This is a genomic window from Pseudohaemophilus paraphrohaemolyticus (genome assembly GCF_003253115.1).
Lineage (GTDB): Bacteria > Pseudomonadota > Gammaproteobacteria > Enterobacterales > Pasteurellaceae > Haemophilus_A > Haemophilus_A paraphrohaemolyticus_A.
Map to the genome: position 1 here is coordinate 1 of NZ_QEQF01000004.1, position 23,145 is coordinate 23,145.

20 protein-coding genes are annotated in these 23,145 nt (G+C 39.5%); 11 read left to right on the forward strand and 9 right to left on the reverse strand.

The genetic code is table 11. From position 1 onward, the window contains the following. From DPV92_RS04990 to DPV92_RS05005, 3 genes are all read right to left on the reverse strand, one after another. Positions 1–3,118 (reverse strand): ESPR-type extended signal peptide-containing protein (locus DPV92_RS04990; protein WP_263969922.1); only part of this gene is annotated, 3,118 nt, incomplete at its 3' end. A gap of 319 nt (positions 3,119–3,437) precedes the next feature. Further along, a complete protein-coding gene (gene malQ / locus DPV92_RS05000; RefSeq protein ID WP_111353945.1) occupies positions 3,438–5,456 on the reverse strand; it encodes a 4-alpha-glucanotransferase in 2,019 nt (672 codons plus the stop codon). A 117-nt stretch (positions 5,457–5,573) separates the two neighbouring features. After that, a complete protein-coding gene (locus DPV92_RS05005) occupies positions 5,574–6,134 on the reverse strand; it encodes a hypothetical protein (RefSeq protein WP_111353946.1) in 561 nt (186 codons plus the stop codon). An 81-nt stretch (positions 6,135–6,215) separates the two neighbouring features. Here DPV92_RS05005 and DPV92_RS05010 point away from each other — a divergent pair, with 81 nt between their 5' ends. The 4 genes from DPV92_RS05010 to ftsX all read left to right on the forward strand — a co-directional run bounded on the left by DPV92_RS05010 (position 6,216) and on the right by ftsX (position 10,296). Further along, on the forward strand, positions 6,216–7,067 hold the full coding sequence (locus DPV92_RS05010; protein ID WP_111353947.1) for a thymidylate synthase: 852 nt from the start codon (positions 6,216–6,218) through the stop codon (positions 7,065–7,067). 119 nt (positions 7,068–7,186) lie between these two features. After that, a complete protein-coding gene (ftsY, locus tag DPV92_RS05015; RefSeq protein WP_111353948.1) occupies positions 7,187–8,656 on the forward strand; it encodes a signal recognition particle-docking protein FtsY in 1,470 nt (489 codons plus the stop codon). Between the two features lie 32 nt (positions 8,657–8,688). Then, positions 8,689–9,345, forward strand: a complete 657-nt coding sequence (gene ftsE, locus DPV92_RS05020) for a cell division ATP-binding protein FtsE (RefSeq protein ID WP_005710157.1) — start codon at positions 8,689–8,691, stop codon at positions 9,343–9,345. Between the two features lie 15 nt (positions 9,346–9,360). Further along, on the forward strand, positions 9,361–10,296 hold the full coding sequence (gene ftsX, locus DPV92_RS05025; RefSeq protein WP_111353949.1) for a permease-like cell division protein FtsX: 936 nt from the start codon (positions 9,361–9,363) through the stop codon (positions 10,294–10,296). Positions 10,297–10,384: 88 nt separating this feature from the next. Here ftsX and DPV92_RS09970 read toward each other — a convergent pair whose 3' ends face one another. Continuing rightward, on the reverse strand, positions 10,385–10,519 hold the full coding sequence (locus tag DPV92_RS09970) for a hypothetical protein (RefSeq protein ID WP_263969923.1): 135 nt from the start codon (positions 10,517–10,519) through the stop codon (positions 10,385–10,387). Positions 10,520–10,588: 69 nt separating this feature from the next. Then, positions 10,589–11,134 (reverse strand): carboxymuconolactone decarboxylase family protein, encoded by a 546-nt coding sequence (locus DPV92_RS05035; protein WP_111353950.1) that lies wholly within the window; start codon positions 11,132–11,134, stop codon positions 10,589–10,591. A gap of 218 nt (positions 11,135–11,352) precedes the next feature. Between DPV92_RS05035 and DPV92_RS05040 the strand changes: the two genes are divergently transcribed. From DPV92_RS05040 to DPV92_RS05060, 5 genes are all read left to right on the forward strand, one after another. Further along, a complete protein-coding gene (locus DPV92_RS05040; protein WP_005710275.1) occupies positions 11,353–11,769 on the forward strand; it encodes a DUF805 domain-containing protein in 417 nt (138 codons plus the stop codon). A 24-nt stretch (positions 11,770–11,793) separates the two neighbouring features. Continuing rightward, complete coding sequence (yihA, locus tag DPV92_RS05045) at positions 11,794–12,426, forward strand: ribosome biogenesis GTP-binding protein YihA/YsxC (protein WP_111354082.1); 633 nt, start codon at positions 11,794–11,796, stop codon at positions 12,424–12,426. A 10-nt stretch (positions 12,427–12,436) separates the two neighbouring features. Further along, entirely contained in the window at positions 12,437–12,874 is a 438-nt protein-coding gene (gene rraB, locus DPV92_RS05050) for a ribonuclease E inhibitor RraB (RefSeq protein WP_111353951.1), read from the forward strand. Positions 12,875–13,071: 197 nt separating this feature from the next. Next, the gene (locus DPV92_RS05055; protein ID WP_111353952.1) at positions 13,072–13,941 is read left to right on the forward strand and encodes a DMT family transporter; all 870 of its coding nucleotides are present in this window, start codon (positions 13,072–13,074) and stop codon (positions 13,939–13,941) included. 11 nt (positions 13,942–13,952) lie between these two features. Then, on the forward strand, positions 13,953–14,333 hold the full coding sequence (locus DPV92_RS05060; protein ID WP_111353953.1) for a pyrimidine dimer DNA glycosylase/endonuclease V: 381 nt from the start codon (positions 13,953–13,955) through the stop codon (positions 14,331–14,333). Between the two features lie 96 nt (positions 14,334–14,429). Here the strand turns inward: DPV92_RS05060 and DPV92_RS05065 are convergent, their stop codons facing one another. The 4 genes from DPV92_RS05065 to DPV92_RS05080 form a co-directional block, all read right to left on the reverse strand. After that, positions 14,430–16,019, reverse strand: a complete 1,590-nt coding sequence (locus tag DPV92_RS05065) for a class I SAM-dependent methyltransferase (protein ID WP_111353954.1) — start codon at positions 16,017–16,019, stop codon at positions 14,430–14,432. 76 nt (positions 16,020–16,095) lie between these two features. Beyond that, the gene (locus DPV92_RS05070; RefSeq protein ID WP_111353955.1) at positions 16,096–17,175 is read right to left on the reverse strand and encodes an ABC transporter ATP-binding protein; all 1,080 of its coding nucleotides are present in this window, start codon (positions 17,173–17,175) and stop codon (positions 16,096–16,098) included. Next, positions 17,162–18,682, reverse strand: coding sequence for an ABC transporter permease (locus DPV92_RS05075; RefSeq protein WP_192574181.1), 1,521 nt, complete (start codon positions 18,680–18,682; stop codon positions 17,162–17,164). Before DPV92_RS05075 ends, DPV92_RS05070 begins: the two co-directional genes overlap by 14 nt. Before the next feature lie 116 nt (positions 18,683–18,798). Then, positions 18,799–19,794, reverse strand: coding sequence for an iron ABC transporter substrate-binding protein (locus tag DPV92_RS05080; protein ID WP_111313598.1), 996 nt, complete (start codon positions 19,792–19,794; stop codon positions 18,799–18,801). A gap of 201 nt (positions 19,795–19,995) precedes the next feature. Here DPV92_RS05080 and uvrD point away from each other — a divergent pair, with 201 nt between their 5' ends. Both uvrD and DPV92_RS05090 read left to right on the forward strand, forming a co-directional pair. Next, positions 19,996–22,185, forward strand: coding sequence for a DNA helicase II (gene uvrD, locus DPV92_RS05085; protein ID WP_111353956.1), 2,190 nt, complete (start codon positions 19,996–19,998; stop codon positions 22,183–22,185). A 75-nt stretch (positions 22,186–22,260) separates the two neighbouring features. Next, positions 22,261–23,061, forward strand: a complete 801-nt coding sequence (locus tag DPV92_RS05090) for a TatD family hydrolase (protein WP_111353957.1) — start codon at positions 22,261–22,263, stop codon at positions 23,059–23,061. Positions 23,062–23,145: the final 84 nt, after the last annotated feature.

Below are 23,145 nucleotides of genomic sequence, written 5' to 3' on the forward strand. Positions count from 1 at the left end.
CTTTACCTTGTGCTGCCTCTGCACCGGCCTTCGCGGTTTCTGCGTCAGCTTTAGCGGTTTCTGCACCAGCTTTAGCTGCTTCGGCTTTACCTTGTGCTGCCTCTGCACCGGCCTTCGCGGTTTCTGCCTTACCGGCAGCTGTTTCTGCACGTGCAACAGATCTATTGATCTCTTGGAGGCTATTAGTTACAGTGGTTGCTGCGGTTTTAGCATCTGCAATTGCTTTCTTAGAATCAGCATTTAATTTATAAGTTACTGCATTATTTTCATATGCAACATCTAACCCATCGCCAGCTTTAAAATCAAGCACATTATTAGCATTATTAAGTGCTGATGTGCGATTGTTACGCATGGTTTTAATATCCGAGCCATTTACTTGGAACTTATATTCCGTTTTAGCAATTTCATCAGCTGCTTTGATTACATGGTAAAGTTGTGAACCAGTGATTACATCACTCGACTTATCAGAGATTTCACCAGCTCCTACATTTTGGATCTGACGTTTAATAGTGTTATTACCAAAACTTACAGTGCCATTACCGGTTGCGGCAACGCCTGTAGATAAGGTTGCGTCACCAATTTTGAGGCCACTTACCGTATGTTTATCCGATGTACTTGAAGATTCGCCAATAGCAATATCGCCAGATTTATTGGCAACTGCACTTTTACCCAAGGCAATACCAGAAGTTGCACCAGAGGCAACATTAGCACGATCACCAATGCTAATCCCTGTACCAGCCTCTGTTTTAGCGCTGTTACCTAAAGTAATAGAATAACTTGCAGGGTCTGTAGCTTGTGCACCATTACCAATTACAATAGCTTGAGTTGCCTTATCCGCAGATGTCGCTTTATCGAAGTTGTTACCATCAGTTTTGTTATCGCCCAGACCACCAATTACAATAGATTTTGAGCCATTGGCTGTTGCTTCTGGACCAATTGCAACTGTTCTATCGCCATTTGCTGCTGCGTAAGCACCAATTGCTACAACCCTTTCTCTCGTTGCACTTGCATTTTGACCAATAACAACAGAGTTCTCTCTTGTTGCAGTAACACTTGTACCAATAGCAACGGTATTGTCACCGCTTACCTTTGTTGCGTCACCTAAAGCAATTGAACTTACACCGCTCGCGTTCGTACCCTGACCTAAAGCAATGGAATTTCTGCGTTCAACTGTTGCTCCATTACCAATAGCAATTGCATTCACTGCACCATTACCAACACCTGTATCTATTGCAGTAATATTAGTTTTGTTACCAATCGCAATTGCACCGCTTGCAGCTGTAATTTTGCTATCATTACCAATTGCAATAGCATTTGCAGAACCCACATTGTATGACAGATTACGAAGAATAGTACTGCCTGCACCAAATGCAATAGCACCCTCTGATCCTTCAACTTGAGCTAGCTTACCAATGGCAATTCCATTAATTGATTCTCTAAATTGGCTTCCCCAATAGTTATTAACGTTTGCTCCAGTACCAATCGCAATAGAATCTTTAGCAAGAGCATTTGCATAGACACCCGAAGCTATAGAGCGATCTGCTTGTGCCCCACTTGATTCGGCATATTTACCATTATTGTTTTTTGTTTGACCATCCGATGTATTGGTGATGCTACTATTATTTCGTCCTTCATAATTGAATGTTGCTTTGGTACCATCAGCTTTTAATAACGCTTGATCTCTAGTATTTCCATTGGAATTAACATGAGAATACCCCATGATATCAATGTTATCCGCTTTAACTTCATTAAATTTATCTAATACAGATTTTACACCTGCAGTTCTTGCAACGGTCTTACTTGCTTCTGTGCTAATAGGATCTGTTATAGTAATCTTTGAAATCTTACCATTTGCTACCTCTGTACCTAGGTTAGCTGTTTTAACTTCAATACCTACCGTGCTTTGATTGGTTGAGTCTAAGGTTGTATATACATCTGTGTATTCACCCGGTTTAAAAATAACCGTATGATCATTATTAACGCGCCCTGTTGTCTTATTGGCTTTTGTTGCATCATCATAATGCCCAATATTCCAACCGGTATAATTTCTCACATAATAAAGTTGTGAACCAGTTACCGCATCGTTACTGTCAGAAGCAATACGACCTGCAGCCACGTTTTGAATTTGGCGATACATCGTATTATTCTTATCATCCGTGCCACCTACAGAAAGAATAGAAACGGTTGTAGAATCTTTAGAACCATTAACTTGAGAAACTTGTTCAGTTTGTGTCTTAAATTTACCCGCTAGAGCTGAATTTGCAACATTAGATTTGATAGTCATCCCTTCTACTTTATTTAATGCAGCATTGTTTATGTTTCTGCCAGCTTCAATAACCTTATTTAAGGCATCCTGAGTTTGACTATCATTGTACGCTTTAACTGCCTCTGTATACTTAGTTTCAAGGTCGTTAACATCAATATTATCGTTCTCACGCCCTTGGCCTACTGATTTAATACGAGAAAGCGAACCTAAGAACACCGCGTCATCATATCCGTTATAAGCACCTCCATTACCGCTATTTGCTCCTAGAGCCAATGTATGACGCCCAATTGCTTGAGCCCCTGAGCCTAAGCTAACGGCATATGCTCCTTGTGTGCCCCCCTGGCGCCCATCAAGTGGGCTAAAATAATATGTTTTACCACCACCTGATGCGTATGAATCATAGTTAGAACCAATAGCTATACCTTTATAACCAGAGGCAATAATTATGTCATGTCCAATAGCAAGTTGATAATTACCTACTGCTTTAGGTTTCTTCAGCTTACCATTCTCCCATATCTCATCCTTCTTTCCTACTTGAGCTTTACCAAAGCCATAAGAACCCGTTTCTCGATCATAGACTCCCACAATATATTTGCCTCTAGCTAGATCTGCATGAAGTTCATTATCTTGTAATCTAAAGAGCCCATCATCGGTATTTGTCGCTGCCATTACCCATGTTGGATAGCCTAAGCAAATTGAGAGTAGCGAAAGTTTTAAAATAGGTTTAGATATATCTGTAACTAGATTTACTACACTATTGGAAGAAGATTTAACCGTTCCTTTTGCTAGCTCTGATACCACCTCTAGCCTTTGGGTAGTCCTATTCCAAATAACTTTAAATATTTTGTTCATATGAACGATATCCTCAAAGAAATGTCTATTTAATATATGGTATTTATCCTAATAAATACCGCTAATAACAATGAAGGATATGAAGTGTCTGTTATTAACACTAAATTATCATCCTCGCATTGTTTATGGGTGTTTCGGCGAACGTTTAATTATCCCTCATATATAAAAAAACAACAACCCACTAATTTGTAAACTTTCGTAAATTATTTGCTATATTGATTATGTCAATGATTCCCTTCGTTTTCAGTTTTAATGTTTATTGTGTCCATTCTTTCTAAAAAATAGCCACGCATTTGCGTGGCTATTTTTCAATTTAACGTTATTTATTTCGTTTCTTCTCAATCGTTTCTAGCAACTGATTGATTTCTGTATTTACAAAAATCTCTTCAATCGTATGGCTGAGTTTACGTCGCCAGTTTGGGTACTCCATACTTGTTCCAGGAATATTGACAGGATCAAGCATATTCAACCAATCTTCAGGCTGTGAACCGAATAACGCACTATTGGTGTCTGCCACATAGGCTTGCAATTGATGTGTGAACTCTTTGCTTACGTTGGTATCAGTATTCGCAAGTTCTTGCACATTTTCGACCGCTTGGCGGATTTTTGCTTTTGTCTCTTCGCGGCCTTGTTTGAGAATATTCAGCACTTTTTCACTTGGATAAACCCCAAACTGCTCGCCTAAATCAAAGTCGTAGCCTTTCCAATAGCCTTGCACCGTTGGTAAGTCGTGTGTACTCAACGTGGTCATTGCTTGGTATGGATAGTTCTCTAGCGGTTTACTTCCATTTGCATCCATTTCAAAATAAAAGATGTTATAAGCTAAAATACCTTTTTCTTCCAATTTTTCGAGCATACCTTTCGGCACAGTGCCTAATGCTTCAGCAATGATTAAACATTGATGGCGTTGGCTTTCAAGAGCCAGAATCGCAAGTAAATCATCTAACGGATAACGTACATAAGCCCCGTTTTTGGCGGAGTCTCCTTTTGCTACCCACCACATACGAGCTAAGCCTAAAATATGATCAATCCGCAATGCACCACAATCTTTCATATTAGCACGCAATAAGTCGATGAATGGTTGATAACCGCGTGCTTGTAACACTTCTGGATGCATTGGCGATAAGCCCCAGTTTTGTCCGTTTGGTGCCATAATATCTGGAGGCGCGCCCACAGAAGCATCCAATACAAACAACTCTTTATCTGCCCAAGTTTCTGCACCGTTATCTGCTACGCCTACGGCTAAATCGCGGTAAAAGCCCACGGGCATACCAAGCTCTTTCGCCAATAAGTTGCATTGTTGTAACTGTTGTTGAGCTACAAATTGCAACCACATATAAAAACGCACTAAATCACTTTGTTCCGCTTGGAATTGGGCTACTGCTGGCGAATGGTAATCGTGATATTGCTCAGCCCAGAAATTCCAGCCCCATTGTTCGCTAAATCGTGCAGAGAGCCAACTATGCAATGCATCAAACGTACCTTGGATTTTCAACGCTTCGCCATTTTGAGCGATAAATTGCTCGAAAGCGGTCTGATCTTGACTACAAAATGCAGAATAGGCTAAACTTAAGCCGTGCAATTTCAAGCTCATTACTTGCGTATAATCGACATAATCTTTCGCACGCTGTTCGGCTAATTGGCGTTGCGTTTCCGCATCATTAAACCACGTTTGAGCTTCTACTGATTTTTGGAATGCCTCAATTGCATTCACATCAATATAGACGATATTCATCCACAAACGTGAAGATGGGCTGTAAGGGCTTGCCCCTTCTGCATTCGCTGGGAAAAGTGCATGAATTGGATTAAGACCGACAAAATCCCCACCTTTTTCAGCTACTTTGGTTAAGAATGCTTTGAGATCACTGAAATCGCCAATGCCCCAGTTTTGCTCAGAACGTAAGGTGTAAAGCTGTAAAATCGCCCCCCATAATTTCTGATGAGCTTGCAACGCTTTTGGCTGGAATGCGGTTTCTGGTGTTACAATCACACGGCAATGATACGCCGCTTTTGCGGTGTGAAGAGAAAGCTCGTGATAGCCTAGAGGTAAATTACTCGGTAAATTGATCGCATTGCGTTTTACTTTACCCGCAAGCACCTCGCCATTTTCAAGCGTAAGTTGCCAGTGCGCCTGCAAATCCTGATTGCTGTTTGCAATATGCAGTGGAATATAGACCGTTTGTCCTGCCTTTACCACTTTCACAAGCGGTAGAATTTGGCGACTTTTTGGTGAGCCAAGGCGTTTCGCAATTTTTTGGTAAACTTCCGAGCTTGCATAACGACGGCGACCATATTCATCGAAGAAATAAGTGTTTAAATAAGGGTGAGTTTGTTTCATTTGCTTTTCCTAAATATAAATATATCGTACCGTAGGGCGTGTGAAACGAAGCTTCACGCACGCAAGCGGTTTATTTTTCAAAAGCAGAATCAACATTCTGCCTTTAAACTTTATCTATTATTTTTTTATGCTGTTTTTCGCTTTTTTAATATTCGCTTTCGGCTGTTTTTCATCGTAAACAATGGTTTTTACGCATAATTGAATAATTTGATCTGAACCATTGCGGATATATTCATCATCACGTACTTGGTTGTTTTTTTGCAAGTCGTGCATTGCATCATCAATCCCTTGGATCATACTTGGCTTATGCAGCAAGCCCCAGCAACTTGGATCAAGATAATTCACTTTTTGTTGGAAAGCATCGGCAAAAATCACACCGCTATTATAGGCATATTCTTTGTGATCGACTAAACGATTGATGGTTAAGGCTTGAATTTGCTCAATCGGCATTGGTACACGGTTGTAATACCAATTTATTACGCCTTGAGTAAATTGCGAGATATTGTAATCTTTAGTCACGCGGTCTTTGTAGGTTTGACCCGTTACGCTATAAGCAATGGCATAAGATTTTTGATCCAATTCAGCTTTGCTTAAACGAGGTAATGTCGTGTTTTTATTAGAACACGCAGCAAGGAAACCAACTGTGCAAATTAAAAAGATTTTTACAAGGTTTTTCATTTTTACTCCTGATTTCTTTTTTGGAAATATTAAAACTGATACAATTCTACCCGAAATAAAATATTTTTGCTTGAGGATTGAATGAAACAGTATCTTGATTTGTGTAGTCGTATCGTGAATGAAGGCAAATGGGTAGCCAATGAACGTACTGGTAAGCGTTGTTTAACAGTAATTAATGCTGATTTAACCTACAATGTTGAAAATGGAGAATTTCCTCTTGTCACCACTCGCCGTAGCTTCTGGAAAGCGGCTATTGCTGAACTATTGGGGTATATTCGTGGTTACAGTAATGCTGCCGATTTCCGTGCCTTAGGCACAAAATCTTGGGATGCTAATGCTAACGAAAATACAGCTTGGCTTAATAACCCGTATCGAAAAGGCGAAGATGATATGGGGTTAGTTTATGGAGCAATTGGACGTAACTTTCCAAAACCTAATGGCGGTTCTGTCGATCTGCTTCGTCAAATTGTCGATGATTTAAAACGCGGTATTGATAATCGTGGTGAAATTTATACCTTCTATCATCCTGGTGCGTTTGATTTAGGTTGCCTACGCCCTTGCTTGCATAGCCATCATTTCTCACTTTTAGACGGCAAACTCTACTTAAATAGTACACAACGTTCTGCCGACGTGCCACTTGGATTAAACTGGAATATGATCCAATGTTACACTTTCCTTGCATTGATGGCACAAATCACAGGACACGCCGCAGGGCAAGCGTTCCATAAAATTGTGAATGCGCATATTTACGAAGATCAACTCGAGCTTATGCGTGATGTGCAACTTAAACGCGAACCACTTTCTGCACCGAAGTTAATTATTAATCCAGACATTAAATCTCTCGAAGATTTAGAAACTTGGGTTACGCTTGATGATTTCAAAGTGGAAGGCTATGAATATCATCCGAGCATTCAATATCCGTTTTCAGTGTAAATAAAATCAGAGGCTTGAGCGATATCAAAGGTGCTAGCCTCTTTTATCTTTTTCATACTCATAAAATCATTTTTTTGGTACACTTAACGCACTTTTAGTATTTATTTTTGGAATAGATTATGTCGGAAAAGAAAAAAGGTTTTTGGTCTTGGTTGGGCTTTGGGAAAAAAGAAGAAGTTAAAGAACAAGTTTCACAAGAACAAACCATTGAAACAGATTCGCAAAACCTTGCAGAAAATGCACCGCTTATTAAAGAAGAAAAGCAAAAGGTTGTAGAAAAACACGAAACAGTAAGCGAATTTATTGAGCAGAAATTAGATGAAGCAAAGCATTTTGTTGAAGAAAAACTAGATGCTGCAGAGCATATCATTGATGAGCTAGAAGAGAAAATTGAGCAATCTTTCGAAGAAGAAAAAGAAGAGAGCGTGGCGATTGTTGATACGACTCATCACGATTCGAATGAGACTTTACAAGCGGTTGAAATTGCAGATGAAGTTGCTACAACAGTTAAGACACCTGAAGAAAATGAAGCCGTTGAGGAAACTCAACTTGAACCAGAGCAAGCGGTCGAAATTCCTGAAGAGATTGCAGAAAGAGCCACAGAAACCGAAGCAGTAACAGAAGAAACTCAAGATGAATATCAAGAAAAACCTGCGAATAAAACAGGCTTTTTCAACCGTTTAATTCAAGGGTTAATTAAAACCAAGCAAAATATTGGTTCGGGCTTCTTAAACTTTTTCCGCGGTAAAAAAATTGATGATGAGCTGTTTGAAGAGTTAGAAGAGCAGCTTTTGATTTCGGATCTTGGTATGCCAACTACCACAAAAATCATCAATAACTTAACCCAACACGCTACCAAACAACAACTTAAAGATGCGGAGTTGCTCTATCAGCAATTAAAACTTGAGCTTGCCGATGTGCTAAAACCAGTAGCTCAACCACTTGAAATTGATACTACTAAAAAACCGTATGTGATTTTGATGGTGGGTGTGAATGGTGTGGGTAAAACCACCACTATTGGTAAATTAGCGAAAAAATTCCAAGATGAAGGCAAATCTGTGATGCTTGCGGCTGGTGATACTTTCCGTGCGGCAGCGGTTGAACAGCTTCAAGTTTGGGGTGAACGTAACCATATTCCAGTGATTGCACAATCTAGCGGTTCAGACTCAGCTTCTGTGATTTTTGATGCAATGCAATCTGCTTCTGCAAGAAATATTGATGTGTTGATTGCCGATACCGCAGGACGTTTACAAAATAAAAATCACTTGATGGATGAGTTGAAAAAAATCGTGCGTGTAATGAAAAAATATGATGAAACCGCACCGCACGAAATTATGCTCACCTTAGATGCTGGCACGGGACAAAATGCGATTAGTCAAGCGAAACTCTTTAACGAAGCCGTTGGTTTAACGGGCATTACGCTCACTAAATTAGATGGTACCGCAAAAGGTGGGGTTATTTTCGCCATCGCTGATCAATTTAATATTCCGATTCGTTTTATTGGGGTAGGAGAGAAAATTGAAGATTTGCGTCCGTTTAATTCGGAAGAGTTTATCGAAGCCCTGTTTAGTCACGAAGATGTAAAATAGTTGCACCATATCCATATAATAAAGGCAAAACAATGATCAAATTTAGCAATGTCAATAAGGTCTATAAAGGGAACAAGGCTGCGCTGCAAGGCATTAGCTTTCACATTCCAAAAGGCGGAATGGCGTATCTTACAGGGCATTCTGGTGCAGGGAAAAGTACGTTATTGAAACTAATTATGGGCATTGAACGTGCTAATGGCGGGAATATTGAGTTTAATGGCTACGATATTACTCGCCTTGCCTCACACGAGTTACCGTTTTTACGTCGCCAAATTGGAATGGTGCACCAAGATTATCGCTTGCTAACAGATAGAAGCATTTTAGATAATGTGGCATTACCATTGATTATTCAGGGAATGAGCCAACAAATTGTCGAACGTGAAGCAAGATTAGCGCTTGCTCGCGTGGGGCTAGCAGGCAAAGAAAACTACTTCCCACATCATCTTTCTGGTGGAGAACAGCAACGCGTAGATATTGCTCGTGCCATTGTGCACCGTCCAATTTTACTGCTTGCCGATGAACCAACGGGCAACTTAGATGAAAAACTCTCCTTTGAGATTTTCCGCCTGTTTGAAGAGTTTAATCAGCAAGGCACGACAGTGATTGTGGCAACTCACGACACCAATATCATTGCAAAACGCCCCAAACCTTGCCTTGTGTTAGAACAAGGGCATCTACAAACGAATTAAGCAAAAGGACTGAAAATGGCTTCTTTATTGAATACACGATTAGGTGCACAAACTCGATATATCTTGCGAGCAGTTTGGCAAGATTTAATGCAACGCAAGCTGGGCACGTTTTTAACAATATTGGTAATTGCAGCATCGCTGACGATTCCAACCGTCAGCTATCTATTATGGAAAAATATCAACCACGCCGAGACAGAATTTTATCCTGAACCTGAATTAACCATTTATCTCAACAAAAATCTGTCAGATAACGAAGCCAATATTGTCGTAGAAAAAATTCGTCAATTCGAAACCGATAAAATTGAACATCTGAATTTTATCTCACGTCAACAGAGCTTAGAAGATTTCCAAACGTGGTCTGGCTTTGCCGAAGCCTTAGATATTATCGAGGATAACCCGCTTCCAGCTGTAGTGGTACTTAAACCGAAAAAAGCCTTTGCCAACAATGATGAAATGCTGACACTTCGTAACGGTTTGCAAAATATCAAAGGCGTGCAAGAAGTGCGATTAGATAACGGTTGGTTAGAAAAATTAACCGCTTTAACTTGGCTTTTCGCACGTATTGGCACACTTTTTACGTTATTGATGATGATCGCCGTCTTTTTAGTAATTGGCAATGTAGTACGTACCGATGTGGCAAATAGCCGTGCTTCCATTGAAGTGCAACAACTTTTAGGTGCAACCGATCACTTTATCGCCCGCCCATTTTTGTACAAAGGTATGATTTACGGTTTCTTAGGAAGTTTACTAGCGCTCTTATTTAGCACTGCCATCATTAGCTATTTAGTTGGCGTTGTAAAATATGTGACGGATATGTTCACCGTGAAATTTGAACTAACAGGCTTAGATTTCAGTGAAATCTTTTTAATTATCGTGATGTGTATTTTTATTGGTTGGATTGCGGCGAATATTGCTACGAATAAGCATATTATTGCTCTTGGTAGAAGATAATTACCCATATCATTAAATATAAAGAGTTACTAATATCAATAAATATTAGCAACTCTTTTTTTATCTACTTGATTTTGGAAAGAAACAATTAAATCACATAATCTTCTTTCAGCATATGGCGATAAACATAGAGATAAGAAACACCTACGAATGCAGTCTCAAACAGATTAGCAAGCCCTGCCCAATCGGCAGGAATTCCACTAACAACTTTTAAATATGTCATATAACCAAAAAAAATAATAAAACGGCAGAAAATAATCTGCCGTTATACTCACTCAAAAGATCTTATATATTATGCAAAGGCTTGTAATTCTGGATTAATTGGTGTTTCCGCCAAATTATTCACATAGTTACAAAGCGTTGCGAGGCTTACACCTAACACCACATCAATCGCTTGTTCTTGCGTATAACCTGCGGCAAAAAATGCGTTTAATTGTGCTTCAGTTAATTTCGCTTTTTGTAAAATCACGCCAAGCGTGAAGCGTGCTAAAGTATCTAATTTGCTATCGCTTTCAATGCGTGCTGTTGCACGGATTTGATTCACCAACTCTTCTTCTAATTTCAACACTTTTAATGCGATTTTGGTGTGTCCTGCCACACAGAAACCACAACCATTGACTACTGCAGCGGTAATCTGTACCACTTCACGCTCAGTTGCGGTTAAGCTATTGCGACCGTTAATTCCGCCCACGGTACGATAAGTTTCTAATGCGGTTGGTGCATTCGCGAGCACGCCAATTAAATTAGGAATAAAACCGTTTGCATTTTTAACGGCTGTTAATGCTTCTTTTGCGACTTCTGGTGCGGTGTCGATAGTGTGAATTTGGAATTGTGACATAATTTTTCCTCAAATGATGTTGTTTTTGTTGAAGCCGATAATACGAAGATTTTTCCTAAAAGAAAAAGAAGTAAAAAGCACGTGATAGATGAAAAAGTTATAAATAAAGTCTGATTGCGATATAATAAGCACATTGCAAGAAAGTTTAAAAATTTGACCGCTTAATGCTTAACTTCGTTGTGCTAGGTTAGATAAGTGGCAAAATCAATAGGAATAAAATGGGCTTACTTCAACTTTTATTTAGCTTTAAAGGGCGTTTAAATCGACAAGGTTTTTGGGCCGGAATTAGCATTAACTTTGCGTTTTTATTCATTGTGGTAAACTTTTTTACCTATTCGACCGCTTTTAACCCGATAATGCTTTTCCCACTAGGGGGAAGTCTGTATAGTGTTCTCACTATTGCAGTGAAACGCTTACACGATAGAAATCGCTCAGGTAAACACGCATTTATTTTAGTTGTGCCAATGATTTGCTATTTCATTGCTCCGCTTGCAGGCGAAACGAACGCGTGGTTGCTTGGCTTATTGATGCCGATGCTCATTTGCACGATTGTCTTTTTAGAATGGGGCTTTTTCTCCAGCTTTCCACAAGTAAACCAATATGGTGAGCAGGGATTATCGTTGAAATTAAAATAGCTTTTGAAATTAAAAACAAAAATTATGACCGAACAAATTAACTTAAATTATCACAAAACCAAATTCTTAACCTCCGCCCCTGATATACGCCATTTACCTGAAGACAGTGGCATTGAAATCGCTTTTGCTGGGCGTTCAAATGCAGGGAAATCAACCTCGCTTAACGCCTTAACCAACCAAAAGAACTTAGCTCGTACCTCAAAAACACCAGGGCGAACGCAGCTAATTAACCTTTTTGAAGTGGAACCAAACTGCAAATTAGTCGATTTACCAGGTTATGGCTACGCAGCCGTGCCTGAGCAGATGAAAATTCAGTGGCAAAAAGCATTGGGTGAATACTTACAAAAACGTGAATGCTTGCGTGGCGTCGTCATTTTAATGGATATTCGCCATCCGCTTAAAGATTTAGACCAACAGATGATCGAATGGGCGGTTTCAGCAAAATTACCCGTGTTATTACTGCTGACCAAAGCCGATAAACTCAGCCAATCTGAACGTAGCAAAACGGTCAAAATGGTGCGTGAAGCGATTTTACCTTTCCAAGGCGATGTGCAAGTAGAAGCTTACTCCGCATTAAAACGCCTCGGTATTGACAAATTATCAAGCAAATTAGACCGCTGGTTTGCACCAGCATTTGATATTTCAGCAGCAGAATAGGAGGACTGAAATGTACAACTTAACCGAATTACGTCAAGAAACCGATGAAATTATCGAGAACTTATTAGCGGATGGTTCAGATCCTGAAGCACTTTATATCATCGAACATCACGTGGCTCACTACGATTTTGATAAGCTTGAAAAATTGGTAGTAGATGCTTACAAACTGGGCTATGAAATTTCAGAAGCAGAAGAAGTGGAAGAAGATGGCAAAGTGTTCTTTGTGTGTGATATTGTAAGTGAAATCAACTTAAATGCGGATTTAATCACGGCTCAACAAAAAGAATTGCTCCCTCTAATCGAAAAAGCAGGAGCTGAATATGAAGGTTGGGGCACGTATTTTGAAGATCCAAATGGCGAAGACGATGAATACGGCGATGACGGCGAATTTTTCGAAGATCAGGACGAAGATTTTGACTTTGACGAAGAAGAGATTGTGCGTCATTAGTCTATAAACTTCACTCTTTATGACTTAAACCCTGATAATAAAAGGGTTTAAGTGAATCTAATAGAACAAATCAAACTATCTTTCTTACTCTAAAATAGCTTTCGAATCTTACTAAAAATCTGACCGCTTGTAGAAAGCGATTGATTTCTTTAGATGATTTACCAATAATTTGGAAAAGTCTATCAGAAGAGAAGTATATGCAAACCGAATCCACCAGTTCGCTTTACCACAAAGCGATTATCTTTATGATTTCTGCCTATTTTAGCATCACGTTAATGAACGTATTTGTGAAAACAGCCTCTGACACGATGCCTGCGAGCGAAACGCTTTTCTCTCGCTTTTTAATCGGCTTGCTGTTTTTGTTACCTTTTATGATTAAGGATCGAGATTTCAAAGTCGAAATGAGCCAGTGGAAATTTTTGGTACTGCGTAACTTGGCTGGCGTAGGCAGTATGCTGATTAACTTCTACGTGGTGAAATTTTTACCGCTTTCGATTTCAGTGTTATTGATGAACACCTCGGCACTATTCGTACCGATTTTATTGCTCTTTTTCCGTGAAAAAACGTCGCTTAATGTGTTGGAACTAAGCTTGATGGGCTTTGCAGGTGTGTCGATAATTCTGCTTTCTAACCAAAATAGTTCATTTGAACCGATTTATGTGCTAATTGGCCTAGGTGGAGCGGTATTGGCTGCGATGGCGTTTATTAGCTTACAAGAGTTGAACAAACATAATTCACCGAAAAATATTGTGTTCTACTTCCATTTAATCGGCACATTGCTGTTGCCGATGTTCTTTATTCATCAATGGAAAATGCCTGATTCGTATGAATTGGGTTTATTGATGTTGGTGGGCGGATTTGGCTTGGTTTTCCAACTTCTTCTTACCCGAGCTTTCAAACACGCACCAGCAAATGTGATTGCACCTTTTGCGTTTACGGGCGTGATTTTTTCGAGTGTTTTTGACTGGCTGATTTGGGATCACGCACCGAATGCATTCTTCTGGATTGGGGCAGTAGTGATTGTAGTTTCCGTAAGTTGGTTGGCAAAAGTGCGAAAAGCGAAATAAAGAGAGATTTTATGACCAGAATTAACCTTGTTCCCCCTGCTGAACTTTGCGATCAACATCTATTGGCGGAACATCGAGAATTAACACGAATTCCAAATGCGGTTGCGAAAGGAAAATTTAGCTTAAAAGGACAACCAGACGATTATAAATTAGGCGAAGGACACGTACGATTTTTCTTTAATAAACTGGCATTTTTAAAACAACGCTACGATTTATTGCACGAAGAGTGCCTTGCTCGTGGCTTTAATGTGCAATATTTTTGGGCTAATGAACTGCCTGATGATCCTAGTCTTTGGCAAAATTATTCGCCCACGGAAAATGCTTTGGCATTAAACCGTGAGAGAATTGCATTACGTATGCCTGCAAAGGCAAGGTTTACCACAAGAAAGTGAATCAAACCAGGAATAATGTCATAGTAGACCAAATTTTATCTACTATGCTTTCTTTTAGACTTTGCTTTCGTATCAGATTTAATATTAGTTTCAACTTTAGATGCTTGTATTTTTTTCCGCTAAAATTGGGTGAATATAACCAAGAGTTTCTAAACTTTGACAGACAGATTCGCATAATCCAGCAACATCATAATCATCATCAATAAGTTTCTCATTATTGTTCAGATCCTTGTATTCATTTTCAATTAAATATTGTTTTAATGAATTTTCCAATTCAGCTTTGGTTTTAGGTTTTACCATTTCTAGCATCATATAAAATTGGATTTGATTAAGATTACTAATAGTTCTATTATACATATCTCCAAACCCAATATAATGACTACCTTCTTTTTCTAACATTGTTGAAACATAGCGAATGAAACGCTCAGGCACATAGCTTTGATTATCTTTAAATACGTATGTTTGATATGGTGTTAAAAAAGCATTTACGTAATTTAAGATGGTAACCAGCAATATTGAAGAATAAATTTCATTTTCTGTTATATCTGAAAATTCTTCATTGTTTGCTACATAACTCTTAATATCTTCAATGGTAAACTTTTCAACCTCAAAAATAAATCGTTCAATTAAATGAACTAATTTTTGAGAATTAATAACACTTGCTAAGTTGTTTTCTTTATTTACATTTACAAAAGTAAGCTTATCTAATCTTTCTTTTGGTATTTCTTCTGTGCGATTAATCATATTTTGTAAATGAGCATGACATATCAGGCTTCTTCTAAATGCAACATCATAAATATAATCAATACATTGCTCACGAGCTACGTAATCGCTTGATGCAAGATTTAGCAACATTTCACGTAAATCTTTAGTCATCCAAGAAATAAAGGAAAGTTGAAAATCTGTATCTCCAATATAAGATAGTTGATGTTGATTTACGCTATCGACAAATTCATTTAAATAGAGAGGGTGATTATATTGCTCTAAATATTCATGAGCGACATAATGTTCATCTTTATCTTGAATATTATCAAAATGGATAACTCTAGAACTATTTTTTCCTTTTTCTGAATCAACGGTTTTAATCGCATCTGAAAATAGTTTTAGAACAGCTTTTCCTCGATATGTTTTTTCTGCTAATGAAAGATCAGCTGTATGCTTATTAGTAAATAACATAATATCACGAGCAATTTCGCGGTTTTTCCAACCAGGATAAGTATTATAAGAAATATAAGCAATACCGTTTTCGGATAAATTATCTCGACAAATATCTAAAATCCTAGATTTCACTTCATCTGGCACCCAAGAATAAATACCATGCACAATAATATAATCGAACAGCCCAAAATCTGGAGTAATATCTAAAATATTCTTTTTTTCTAGACGGACATTTTTTAAGCCCATTAATTTAATAATTTCATTACCTTGGTTAATTTGGCTTTCTGATAAGTCAATACCAATAAATTCCGTTTCTGGGTAATAAATAGCTTGAGAAATTAAATTTCCACCAAAAGAACATCCTAGCTCTAACACTTTAGCTCCGTTTATTTTGGGTGGATTCAAGCCCCATAGAAAAGAGTTTCCTTCTAAAAAAGCGATACTCGTAAAAGAAAAAGGTTTTGAATAATATCTTAATTCATCATAGCTATTATTTGTTTGATAAGATTGATTTTCTTCATTTGCCATATTAAATCCTATATTTATATGCAGATTTCATAAATTGAAACATTATAAGAGATTTGTCGTATAAAGAATAGTAGAACTAATTATAAAACATGCCCCTTCCCTGCAAATACACATCAATCCTTTCTCCAATATTAAGCTCTGACATATAACCCATTTCAATCCAAATTTCATAGTGATTTATCGCAATTTGAACAGCAGTCGTTCTGCCTCTAAACTCAATATTTTGCACGATGGCATCAAAAGTCGAGACCGTACAAGTGGTACTATTTTGTGAAATATTGACCAAACTGAATTGTTCTGGACGAAGCAAAATTTGACCGCTTGTCGCATCACTATGCGTAGGCTGAATAGGCACGCACCCAAGTTGGCATTGCACCATATTTTTATCAATTCTATAGGCAGGCAAGACAATGCTTTCGCCTATAAATTTTGCTGTTTCAAGATGATTAGGCGACCAATAAAGCGAGCAAGGTGTGTCAATTTGTAAAATTTTACCTTGCTGAATAATGGCGATTTTATCAGCGTAGCGTAAGGCTTCATCACGGTCGTGGGTAACAAAGATGGCAGAAGCACCACTTTGTCGAAGTGCTTGGAGCATCTCTTGGCGAATCTGTTGGCGGAGATGTTCGTCCAAAGCACTAAACGGTTCGTCCAGTAAAATTAATTCTGGGTTGGGTGCAAGTGCTCGAGCAAGAGCGACACGTTGTTGTTGTCCGCCAGAAAGTTGATGCGGAAAGCGTTCAGCTAATTCGCTGATACCCGTTAGTTTCATTGCTTGTTCGATACGGGCACGCTCTTCTATGGTCTTGCCCTTGCCATTTCCCAAGCCATAAGCAATATTGCGATACACATTTAGATGCGGGAACAGCACGCCCTCTTGCACCACATAACCAAGATGTCGTTGTTGCGTTGGTAGATTGCAATTCTCGCCAAAAATTAACCGCTCTTTGAGCCAAATTTCGCCGTTGGTCGGCTGCTCAAAGCCAGCAATGGAGCGCAACAACGTGGTTTTTCCACAGCCAGAAGCACCGAGCAAAAAGAGCATTTCACCCCGTGCTAAGGTCAGAGAAATATCGTTCAACACTTGCTGTTCGCCAAAAAATTTATTTAGGTTTTTGATGGTGAGTAATGTCTCTTTCATTCTATTTAAATGCATATTTTTTTAACAAAAACACAGGAATACCCGAAAAAAGTACCAACATCAATGCATAAGGTGTAGCAGCAGCATATTGAGCATCGCTGGTATATTCCCACACCGCGGTGGATAAGGTTTTAATATCATTCGGTGTAAGCAAAAGTGTAGCGGTCAATTCTTTCATCAAATTTAAAAAGACCAACGCAAAGGCGGCGGCAATCCCAGGCAGCATCGCGGGCAGAGTGAGCGTTCGGAAAATATAAAATGGACTCCGTCCAAGGCTTTGCCCGACTTTTTCGATATTATCGGAAAGCTGCTCCAAAGAAGCACGAAGCGTAGTTTGAGCCATCGGCAGATAGAGCATAAAATAAGCAACAATCATTACCAAGAAAGTTTGATAAATGGCATTGGCGTAGTTTATCGTAAAATAAATCAGTGATAATGCAATCACCAAGCCTGGTACAGCGTGAAGCAAGTAAGGTAAGCGGTCAATCCAGATAGTTAATTTACTGCTATAACGAACAGCAGCCCAAACTAGCGGCAATGCACAAATCACGGTAAGCAGTGCACCCAAGCCTGAAATCGTCAACGAATGGCTGAAAGCTGCAAAAAATTCTGAAAAATCGAACGCTCTTTCGCGTGAATTTCCTACAATCAGCCAGTAGATCAGCATCACCACAGGAACACCGATACTTAACATAAAAATGCAGGAAAAGAACGCAAAAGTAATACATTGTTTTCCAAATGAAAGCTTTTTAACAGGATAAGGTCGTGTAACGCCTTTACCGCTGTTGTACAGTGTTTGTTTGCCACGGAAAAAGATTTCACCAAATACGATAATAGTACAAATTGCCATTAACACTGCAGAAAGCAAGGCTGCCGAGCTGTTATTAAACGACATTTCATACTCTTGGAAAATCGCGGTAGTAAAGGTTTCATAATTGAGAATCGACACTGCACCAAATTCGACCAACATATGTAAGGCAATCAGTAATATACTGCTACCAATAGCGGGTTTAAGTTGCGGAAAAATAGCATGCCAAAAGGTGTAAGTTGAGCTTTTACCAAGAGAAAGACTGATTTCTTCTAACGAACGATCGAGTCTCTTTAAAGTCGCAGAAACAGGCAGATAAGCCAGCGGAAAAGAACTGAGCGTCATAATGCCAATCGTGCCCCAAAAGCCTTCCACCCGAAAGGTTAGGCTAATCCACGTAAAGCAGCTGACAAAGGCGGGAATGCAGAGTGGCAAGCTCATTGCTACTTCAAAAAAGGCTTTGCCTAAAAAACGGCAACGTTCAAGTAAAAAAGCACAAAGCGTACCAAGTGAAATAGCACCAATAGTTACACAAACCATTAAAAGCATTGTGTTACTTAATAATTCAGCTATTCGAGGACGAAACAATAGTTCAACACTTCGCGTTAATCCCACTTCTGTCGCACGTAAAATGACATACAGAAATGGCAAACATAACGGAAGCCCGATTAAGATAATAAGTAAAGTGAGCCAGAATGGCGGTCTGCGAGGCAAAGTTAAATCCTTGTAGGAATGTGAACCCTCAGTTCACGCACACAAGCGGTTAGTTTTGGAGGAGAATTGTAAACGCGTGCGTGAATTTTTTCAAATCCACGCACGCAATATTGGGATTATTTCAATCCAGCTTCTTCAATTAATTTGGTTGCATGCTCTTTATCTTGAGCTGTCGTTGCAGATACAACTGGAGCTTCTAATTTAGCATAAGGTTCAAGATTAAATGGTGAAACCACATCGGTGCGTAACGGATATTCTGCTCGCACTGCCACTAATGCTTCTTGACCTTTTTTACTCGCTAAGAAATCAACAAATTTTTGTGCTTCAGCTTGATTTTTAGAGGCTTTCAATACTGCTGCACCTGAATAGCTAACTAACGCACCCGGATCTTGGTGGCGAACAAAATAAAGACGGCTTTTTAGGTTTTCCACGCCTTTTTCTTTTGCTAAGCTATACCAATAATAGTTATTAATTAATGCAGCAGGTACTTCGCCATCTTCGACCGCTTGTAATGCCACACTATTTTTAGCATAAAGTTTTCCGTTCTCTTTTAAACCTTTTAACCAATTAAGGGCAACTTTGTCGCCTTTCATTTTGCTTAAAGCGACAACTTGCTCTAAGAATGCACCTGAAGTTGGCACATAGCCGATTTTATCTTTCCATTTTGGGGTCGCATAATCAAGCACTGATTTTTCCATATCTTTTTCAGATAATTTAGTGTGATCGTAAACCACTACGCGAGAACGACCACTTAATGCAACCCAGTCTTTTTTCGGTGCAAGTGGTACGCCTTTTTGTGCGGTTTGTTTAATGGTTTGTTCTGAAATTGGTGCTAAAAGCCCTGCTTCAGAAAGATCGGCAAAAGTCGCTGTTTGTTCAGTATAGAAAACATCGGCTGGTGTTTTATCGCCTTCTTCTTTTAATTGACCTGCAAGTTGTGCACTTTTCCCACTATTGAGCGTAACTTTAATGCCCGTTTCCTGTTCAAAGGCTTTAGCTACAGCAGCAGCGGCTTCTTTGTGCTGACCATTATAAACAGTGATATCGGCGAAGCTGCTTGCAGAAAAAGTAAGTGCTGCAAGTGCTGCTAGTTTGAAGTGTTTAAATTGCATAAGAAAAATCTCCTTTTTCGATTGACTATTTTTTGATGAATTGATCTGTCTTTATTTTATTCCTAATAAAATTAAAATGCAAATAGTTCTTAATTAACAATCAATGCTTTATAACCCCCCGGAAAATATTTTCCAAAAGCGACCGCTTTAGGCTATAATCTTGCAATCCCACTGTATAAAAAAACAAATATAGGCTAACTAATGGATTTTTCTTTATTACTTGATGGCTTGAATGATAAACAACGCGAAGCAGTCGCTGCGCCTATTGGCAATTATTTGGTGTTAGCAGGAGCAGGTTCAGGTAAAACCCGTGTACTGACTCACCGTATCGCGTGGTTAATTGGTGTAGAAAATGTGCCTGAATCAAACATTTTAGCGGTAACTTTTACCAACAAAGCAGCTAGCGAGATGCGTCATCGCATCGAAAGTACGCTTTTTCAAACGAGCAACCATTCCATGTTTGGTATGTGGGTGGGAACGTTCCATAGTATTGCCAATCGTCTGTTACGTTCTCACTATTTAGATGCTGATCTACCGCAAGATTTCCAAATTATGGATAGCGAAGACCAAATTCGTCTGCTCAAACGTTTGCTAAAATTACATAATATTGATGAGAAACATTTCCCACCGAAACATGTGGCTTGGTATATCAACGCTCAAAAAGATAAAGGCAAACGAGCCAAAGATATTGAGCATCACAATGATCCGAATGAGAAAAAACTGGTTGAAATTTATCAGATTTACCAAGAAGCGTGTGATCGTGCTGGTTTGTTAGATTTTGCTGAGTTGCTGATTCGTACTTATGAAATGCTCAAGAAAAAACCGCTGATTTTGCAACGTTATCAGCAACGCTTCCAACATATTTTGATCGATGAATTCCAAGACACCAACAATATTCAATATGATTTGATCCGTCTACTTGCAGGAGATTCAGGCAAGGTAATGATTGTAGGCGATGATGACCAATCGATCTACGGCTGGCGTGGGGCACAGGTTGAGAATATCCAGAAATTCCTGAACGATTACCCAAAGGCAGAGACGATCCGCCTTGAGCAAAACTACCGCTCGACAGGGCATATTCTTGCCGCAGCAAATGAGCTGATTTCCAACAACGATAACCGTTTGGGTAAAAACCTTTGGACGGCAAGCGGTAATGGTGATCCTGTTGAAATTTATTGTGCTTTCAATGAGTTAGACGAAGCCCGTTTTGTTGCCTCACAAATTCAGCAATGGAAAGAGGATGAGGGCAGCTATTCAGAATGTGCCGTGCTCTACCGCAGTAATAGCCAATCGCGTGTGATTGAGGAAGCCTTAATTCAAGCGAACATCCCATACCGCATTTATGGCGGGATGCGCTTCTTCGAACGCCAAGAAATTAAAGATGCATTGGCTTATTTGCGTTTAATTGCTAATCGCCAAGATGATGCAGCATTTGAACGTGTGGTCAATACCCCACCACGTGGTATTGGTGATCGTACCTTGGACACTATCCGACAAATCACTCGTAACCGTTCAATTACCTTGTGGCAAGCAGTGCAAGTAGCGTTAAAAGAAGAGCAACTTTCTGGCCGCTCCGCGTCCGTTTTGCTTCGGTTTGTGGAACTGATTAACGCAATGGATGAGGAAACTTCAGAAATGGCACTTGCAGAACAAACCGATTTTGTGATTAAAAAATCTGGTCTGTATGAGATGTATAAGCAAGAAAAAGGCGAGAAAGGCGAAGTTCGCATCGAAAACTTAGAAGAGTTGGTCACTGCAACCAAACAATTTACTCTACCAGAAGAGGCTAAAGAACTCACACCATTAACTGCTTTTCTAACCCATGCATCACTAGAAGCAGGAGAAGCACAAGCCTCGCCACATCAAGAGTATGTGGAGCTGATGACACTTCACTCAGCAAAAGGATTAGAATTCCCTCGCGTATTTATGGTAGGCGTGGAAGAAGGCATTTTCCCAAGCGGAATGAGCTTTGACGAAGGACGATTGCAAGAAGAACGTCGCTTGGCATATGTGGGCATTACTCGTGCGAAACGTAAACTGACCATTAGTTACGCCGAACTTCGTCGCCTTTACGGTAAAGAAGAACGTCATATTCCATCACGTTTTATTGCTGAATTACCAGAGGAAAATATCCGAGAAATTCGCTTACGTGGCAACATTAACCGTGCAGCAAATTTCAGCACCGTTGCAAAACATCCGCCAAAAACGACCGCTTCCATTTTAGAAGATGATATTTGGAAAATGGGGCAAAAAGTTTATCACGCTAAATTCGGGCAAGGCACGATTATCAACGTGGAAGGCTCAGGCGAAGCCACCCGCTTGCAAATTGCGTTCCAAGGCAATGGCATTAAATGGCTGATTGCGAAAATGGCAAAACTTGAAAAAATGTAGTTCTTAATATGCCTAGGGCTTTCGCCCTAGGTTACGCATAAATTAGCCCTTACAGGTCTACAAAGTGAATTGTATATGCAGTTTTTTGATACACATACTCATCTTGATTACTTGGCAGAAGCACTTAATTTATCCATTCCAAAGTTGGTCAAAAATGCAGGCAACGCTGGTGTGCAGAAAATGCTTATCGTAGCGGTTTTTGCAGAAAATTTTGAAAAATTGACCGCTTGTGCTCATCAATCCCCCGAGCACCTACGCTATGGTTTGGGATTACATCCGCTCTACATTCGCCAACACGAACGATCTCATTTAGATTTGTTAGAAAGTCGATTAAGCGAGCGAGATCCACTCTGCACCGCTATTGCCGAAATTGGGCTAGAAAAAGCAGTTGTAGAAGTGGCAACGCCTGAGCTTTGGCAGAAACAATACGAATTTTTAGAGACCCAACTCGCCTTTGCCAAGCGGTTTAATTTGCCCGTTAATTTACATTCTCGCAAAACACACGATGTGCTTTTTACGTTTCTCAAAAAGGCAAAGCTAAGCAACACAGGTGTAGTACACGGCTTTGCAGGCAGTTACGATCAAGCCAAACGCTTTGTTGATCTTGGTTATAAAATTGGCGTGGGTGGCACAATCACTTATCAGCGTGCGAATAAAACGCGAGAAGCAATCAAAAAATTACCGCTTGATGCTCTGATTTTAGAAACTGATTCGCCCGATATGCCTGTTTTTGGTTTTCAAGGTGAACCGAATCGCCCTGAACGCTTAGTTGAAACGTTCCGTCATTTGTGTGAATTGCGGGAGGAAGAGCCTGAAAAAATTGCGGAAATGGCGTGGGGAAATAGTTTGAAGCTGTTTGGGGGAATCATTAACTAATTTCTTCGTCAATAACTTCTGCCATGGATCAGGTGCAAAATTACGTGCAGCAGGCGTTTATGAAATCGCGTCGGTGAAACATGC

What these genes read in the sequence shown, in the direction of transcription:
- malQ (WP_111353945.1), bottom strand. Translation starts at nt 5,456, where the DNA reads ATGAAACAAACTCACCCTTATTTAAACACTTATTTCTTCGATGAATAT.
- DPV92_RS05005 (WP_111353946.1), bottom strand. Translation starts at nt 6,134, where the DNA reads ATGAAAAACCTTGTAAAAATCTTTTTAATTTGCACAGTTGGTTTCCTT.
- DPV92_RS05010 (WP_111353947.1), top strand. Translation starts at nt 6,216, where the DNA reads ATGAAACAGTATCTTGATTTGTGTAGTCGTATCGTGAATGAAGGCAAA.
- ftsY (WP_111353948.1), top strand. Translation starts at nt 7,187, where the DNA reads ATGTCGGAAAAGAAAAAAGGTTTTTGGTCTTGGTTGGGCTTTGGGAAA.
- ftsE (WP_005710157.1), top strand. Translation starts at nt 8,689, where the DNA reads ATGATCAAATTTAGCAATGTCAATAAGGTCTATAAAGGGAACAAGGCT.
- ftsX (WP_111353949.1), top strand. Translation starts at nt 9,361, where the DNA reads ATGGCTTCTTTATTGAATACACGATTAGGTGCACAAACTCGATATATC.
- DPV92_RS09970 (WP_263969923.1), bottom strand. Translation starts at nt 10,519, where the DNA reads ATGACATATTTAAAAGTTGTTAGTGGAATTCCTGCCGATTGGGCAGGG.
- DPV92_RS05035 (WP_111353950.1), bottom strand. Translation starts at nt 11,134, where the DNA reads ATGTCACAATTCCAAATTCACACTATCGACACCGCACCAGAAGTCGCA.
- DPV92_RS05040 (WP_005710275.1), top strand. Translation starts at nt 11,353, where the DNA reads ATGGGCTTACTTCAACTTTTATTTAGCTTTAAAGGGCGTTTAAATCGA.
- yihA (WP_111354082.1), top strand. Translation starts at nt 11,794, where the DNA reads ATGACCGAACAAATTAACTTAAATTATCACAAAACCAAATTCTTAACC.
- rraB (WP_111353951.1), top strand. Translation starts at nt 12,437, where the DNA reads ATGTACAACTTAACCGAATTACGTCAAGAAACCGATGAAATTATCGAG.
- DPV92_RS05055 (WP_111353952.1), top strand. Translation starts at nt 13,072, where the DNA reads ATGCAAACCGAATCCACCAGTTCGCTTTACCACAAAGCGATTATCTTT.
- DPV92_RS05060 (WP_111353953.1), top strand. Translation starts at nt 13,953, where the DNA reads ATGACCAGAATTAACCTTGTTCCCCCTGCTGAACTTTGCGATCAACAT.
- DPV92_RS05065 (WP_111353954.1), bottom strand. Translation starts at nt 16,019, where the DNA reads ATGGCAAATGAAGAAAATCAATCTTATCAAACAAATAATAGCTATGAT.
- DPV92_RS05070 (WP_111353955.1), bottom strand. Translation starts at nt 17,175, where the DNA reads ATGCATTTAAATAGAATGAAAGAGACATTACTCACCATCAAAAACCTA.
- DPV92_RS05080 (WP_111313598.1), bottom strand. Translation starts at nt 19,794, where the DNA reads ATGCAATTTAAACACTTCAAACTAGCAGCACTTGCAGCACTTACTTTT.
- uvrD (WP_111353956.1), top strand. Translation starts at nt 19,996, where the DNA reads ATGGATTTTTCTTTATTACTTGATGGCTTGAATGATAAACAACGCGAA.
- DPV92_RS05090 (WP_111353957.1), top strand. Translation starts at nt 22,261, where the DNA reads ATGCAGTTTTTTGATACACATACTCATCTTGATTACTTGGCAGAAGCA.